The 4,471-nt window shown below is 61.7% G+C and carries 5 protein-coding genes and 1 tRNA gene; all 6 read right to left on the bottom strand.

What is annotated here, in order from left to right; translation table 11 throughout:
* Positions 1 to 223: PfkB family carbohydrate kinase (locus JCM25156_RS23225; protein ID WP_034959216.1), on the bottom strand; the 223-nt coding region annotated here is incomplete at its 3' end.
* Between the two features lie 246 nt (positions 224 to 469).
* Positions 470 to 2,095: a putative bifunctional diguanylate cyclase/phosphodiesterase gene (locus JCM25156_RS31030; protein ID WP_242402587.1), complete on the bottom strand. Its 1,626-nt coding sequence runs from the start codon at positions 2,093 to 2,095 to the stop codon at positions 470 to 472.
* The gene (locus JCM25156_RS31035) at positions 1,990 to 2,256 is read right to left on the bottom strand and encodes a hypothetical protein (protein WP_242402588.1); all 267 of its coding nucleotides are present in this window, start codon (positions 2,254 to 2,256) and stop codon (positions 1,990 to 1,992) included. The genes JCM25156_RS31030 and JCM25156_RS31035 overlap by 106 nt, the downstream gene beginning before the upstream one ends.
* Before the next feature lie 53 nt (positions 2,257 to 2,309).
* On the bottom strand, positions 2,310 to 3,059 hold the full coding sequence (locus tag JCM25156_RS31040; RefSeq protein WP_242402589.1) for a PAS domain-containing protein: 750 nt from the start codon (positions 3,057 to 3,059) through the stop codon (positions 2,310 to 2,312).
* Between the two features lie 179 nt (positions 3,060 to 3,238).
* Positions 3,239 to 3,688, bottom strand: a complete 450-nt coding sequence (locus tag JCM25156_RS09805; protein ID WP_025812937.1) for a cupin domain-containing protein — start codon at positions 3,686 to 3,688, stop codon at positions 3,239 to 3,241.
* Between the two features lie 519 nt (positions 3,689 to 4,207).
* Positions 4,208 to 4,293: transfer RNA gene (locus JCM25156_RS09810), tRNA-Tyr, on the bottom strand.
* Positions 4,294 to 4,471: the final 178 nt, after the last annotated feature.

A 4,471-nucleotide genomic window follows, 5' to 3' on the forward strand; every position in this document is an offset into this window, starting at 1 on the left:
GCGCCATCTCGGCCAGCATGTCACGCCCGGTCCAGCCTGCCAGTTCGACGGCCTGCCCCAGCCGGGCCACCGCAATGGCCTGATTGGCGCCCTTGCCCCCCAGCCCCGTTGTGGAATCGTGGACATGCAGCGTTTCACCGGGCTGGGGGAAGTGGCTGACATGCGCGACAAAATCGATATTCGTGCTGCCGATCACGGCGATATGGACGGGGTGCGCGGGCATGACCAACCTGTTATGGGGGCGGGCCATGACTCTGCCGCCCGGTTATGGAGTGTCTGAAAATAACCGATGGATGAAGGCAATAAAAGTTTCCGGGCACCGCCCTGTACTCACAGGGACGTTTTTGGTGAAGCTGTTTCGGAAGGCTTCAGGGAGCGCCCGCCTGTATGAAAAAGGACGGTGCCCGGAAACCTTTGTCGTCTTTATAAATCAGGTGTTTCCGAACAGTTTCCTGGTGGTATGTCCCTGTCAGGGGCAGGTGGCGTGTTCGGCCCGGCGTTCGCGGATCCATGTATCGAGTGATGTGGTGTCCATCGGGCGGGCGAAGTAATAGCCCTGTATCACGTCACAGCCGATCGCACGCAGTTCGTTGCACTGGTCGGGTTCTTCCACCCCTTCGGCAATCACGGTCATGCCCAGCGTGTGGCCGATGCGGATGATGGCGGTCACGACCTGCCTTACGTTGCCGGTACTGCCGAACCCCTTCATGAAGCTACGGTCAATCTTGACTTCGCTCAGGGGCAGGCTGGCCAGGTTGGCGAGGCTGGAATACCCCGTGCCGAAATCATCCATCGACAGCCCGATGCCCAGGTTGCGGATGGCCGCCGCCGTGGTCATGGTCTGGTCAAAGTTTTCGATCATGGTGGTTTCGGTCAGCTCCACGATCAGCCGTTCCGGCGGCACGTTGGTCTGGTGCAGGACCGTGGCAAGCTGCGACACCAGTTCGGGATCCTGAAACTGGATGGCGGACAGGTTGACGGATACGGTGGGCACCGGAACGCCGCGCGCGATCCAGTCGGCCATCTGTTCGCACGCCACGCGCAGCGACCACGCGCCCAGCGCGCGGATCTGCCCGGTTTCCTCCGCCACGGGAATGAAGCGCCCCGGCGGGATCGCGCCCAGCACCGGATCGGTCCACCGCGACAGGGCTTCCACCCCATGCAGCGCGCCCGTGGCGACGTTCACCTGCGGCTGGTAGACAAGGGTAAGCCGCCGGTCGGCAATCGCCTCGCGCAGGTTGGAGGCCAGGATGACATGGTCATTGGTCTGCCGGTTCATGGAAGGGTGGAAGAAGCGGTAGCAGCCCCGTCCCGCTTTCTTGGCCTGCGCCAGCGCGGTATAGGCCTGACGCAGCGATTCCTCGACTTCCTGCCCGTCATGATGGGTGCTGATGCCGATACTGCCCGAGACGCTGACCGGGACGCCATCAATGGTGAACGGTTCCTCAAGCTGGTGAATGGTCCGTTCGGCCAGCAGCGTGACATCGGCGGCGCTTTCCTCCGTCAGTATGACGAATTCGTCCCCTTCCGTGCGGATCAGCACATCGCGCCCCATGATGCTGTCGCGCAGGCGGTGCGCGAGCGCCAGAAGCAGCTGGTCCGCGCGGCCCTGCCCCAGTGCTTCCACGATCTTGCGGAAGCGGTCGAGATCAATGATCACGAGGCTTATGGGGCTGGCGGCCATGCGGCTGTCCAGCTCCTGCATGCGGCGGTTGAGCCACATGCGGTTGGGCAGGCTGGTCAGGCGGTCGGTATAGGACAGGCGCAGGATGGATTCGTGGCTGCGCTGCTGCTCGATCGCCAGCATGGCCAGATGCGCGCAGGCGCTGACAATGCGCCGGTGCCACGCATCCGGCTGTCCGGGCTTGCGGAAATATAGCGAGAAACTCCCCGCGACATCCCCGTTGCGCAGGATGATGGGCACCGCCCATTCCGCCGCCAGCCCGTGCTGGAGGGCGACATCGCGCAGGGCGGGCCAGCGGGTTTCGGTCATGAAATCCGGCACCACCACTTCTTCCGCCGTGACGATGGCCGTGCCGCAGGCCCCTCCGGCGGTGCTGGCCTCCATGCCTTCCAGCGCCTGAAGCACGGGCATGGGAATGGCGCCGTGCCCGCCGGGGCGCAGGATGCGCCGGTGCCGAGCATGGCCACGGCCATGCAGTCCGGCGCGATCAGTTCGATACGGCGGCACATGAAATCCAGCATTTCATCCAGCGGGAACTGGTCCGTCAGCGCCTCGACCACATCGCGCTGCAATTCGCGTAGCTGCCGCTCCTGTGTAATATCGTGCAGGACAACGATAATATCCGTCAGCGCGCCATCCGGGCCATAATGCGGCGTGACCGCGCAGCGCAGCCGCAGTTCCGCGCCACGGGGTGCGCGGGTGCGTATGTCCAGTTCGAATCCGGTGCGCCGGGACAGGTGATGGTGGAACTGGCGCAGGGTTTCGAGATCACCTTCCCCGCCGGACAGGAGCGTGCCGAAGGCCGCGCCGTGCAGGGCGTTCGCTCCATCCCCAGCAGCGTGGTGATGGCCCTGTTGGCATGGGTGATGTGGCAGTGCGGGTCGAGTGTCAGGATCCCCCGGTCGGTCGCGTGCACGATCAGCTTGCTGATCTCGACTTCCTCACGCAGGCGTTCTTCTTCCCGGCGGTCCTGTAGCGTGAGCAGTTCGTAGCGCGCGCCCTCCCAGCTTATGCTTTCCCGGCACAGGCGCACGGGTATGCTCAGCCCGTCCCTGCGGCGCAGCATGGTGCGGCATCCCGGCCCGCACGCGGATGGCGCGGTAATGCAAGATGGTTCCTGATACGGGGCGTTCACATCCACTGTGCCGCATCCGGTATCGACCGGCGGCGGACTGTCGGGAAAGAGGCGGCCAAGGCGGGTCTGCCCCAGTTCAGCGGCGTCATGCCCGGTCATGTGGCGCGCGCGCGGGTTGCCATAGACGATACAGCCGGACACATCCGCAATCATGACGGCAAGCGGCAGCTTCTCCAGAAAAGGGGAAGATATCCGTGCGATGTCCGACATTGTCGTCTCTTTCACTGTGTGTCGTCTCATTACACTGTAGTCGCGGCCAGCCCGCATTTGCATTGCGCGGGCGGCAGTGTGGAACGGCACAGCCTGTCAGGCAACAGGGGGCGTAAATTTATGTTTAGCGGGCCGCTCTGGTCCTGATGGCTGCTTTCCACGTTGTATTGGCACAACAAAATGGCACCCGCCTTTCCGCCCGTCCGCTGTCAGTATTCCGGCTTTTCTCCCCTGGCGGGGATGGAGGTGGGGGTGCCCGGCGTTCCGGCATAGGTCAGGAGCACGACGGTCCGGGTATCGCCCGATTCACCGCGATGCGTGTCATTGACCGATTCAGCAAACGCCTCGCCCTGGTGAAAGGTTCTGCTTTTTCCTGTCTCGCGGTCATGAATCGTCAACTGGCCTTCCAGCACATAGCCGGCGTTCGGCACGGGGTGGGTATGCCATGGCAGGGCGGTATGGGCGGGAATGGTCAGCCGGATCATGGTCAGTTCCGGCCGGGTGGTGGGGTAGTTTCCGTACGCCATGTCATTCCATGCGTGATCGGTCTGGAGCAGGATGTCCCGATGGCCGGAGGCGACCGTCTGGGCATGGCCCGCCACGCTGGCGGTCATGGCAAGGGACAGGCAGGCGGCCACGGCATGGCGTAATCTCGGCATCGGTGTCTTTCCGTCAGATCATTTCCGGTAAAGTATAGCGTGCGAGAGAGGGGATGTTTCCATAATATTCAGGAAACGTCCGGATGGCTTCACATGATTTTGAATGTCGTCCGGCATGGGCGGGAATAGCCCCGAAGGTTATGAAAACGTCAATACTGGTTTTGATTCAGGCGAAATCATAAAATACGACCTGATCTGTATTTGTTTGTTATGCAATGTACCAGTGTCGGACCCGTGCGGTTATTCGGGAATTGAATGGGAGAGGAGCAGGGCGATACAAAAGCGCCTGTAACTCCTTTCCCCACAATGTGCGATCCAGCCTACAGCCGGAGTGCTACCGCGCGGTTAACGCCATGAAGCCGGGTTGAATGTAAGTTATTGATGAAGAACAATAAAATATTTCAGGTGTCGTCTTTTTTAAGGCGGCGTTTCCTGAAGTTTTATCATGATTTGCGGAATGTCATCTGGGATGAGACCTGTCATGCAGGTTTCCCGGCCGTCATCGCAATTCAGGGGAAATGGTGGAGGGAGTTGGATTCGAACCAACGTAGGCGTACACCAGCGGATTTACAGTCCGCCCCCTTTAGCCACTCGGGCATCCCTCCGGGTTGGCGCGGTAATTAAGGGTTATGGTGGGGGGAGTCAAGGGGTGGCATGAAAAACTTCATCCCCCGCATTTGGGGGAATGACGCGGGCCGGAGTTGGGCTTAAGAAACGACCATGAACATGCGCACTCCCCGCCGTCGCGGCGCGTCACCCGCGGCACATTCCGCTTCTTCCGCC

This window comes from Komagataeibacter kakiaceti JCM 25156 (assembly GCF_000613305.1).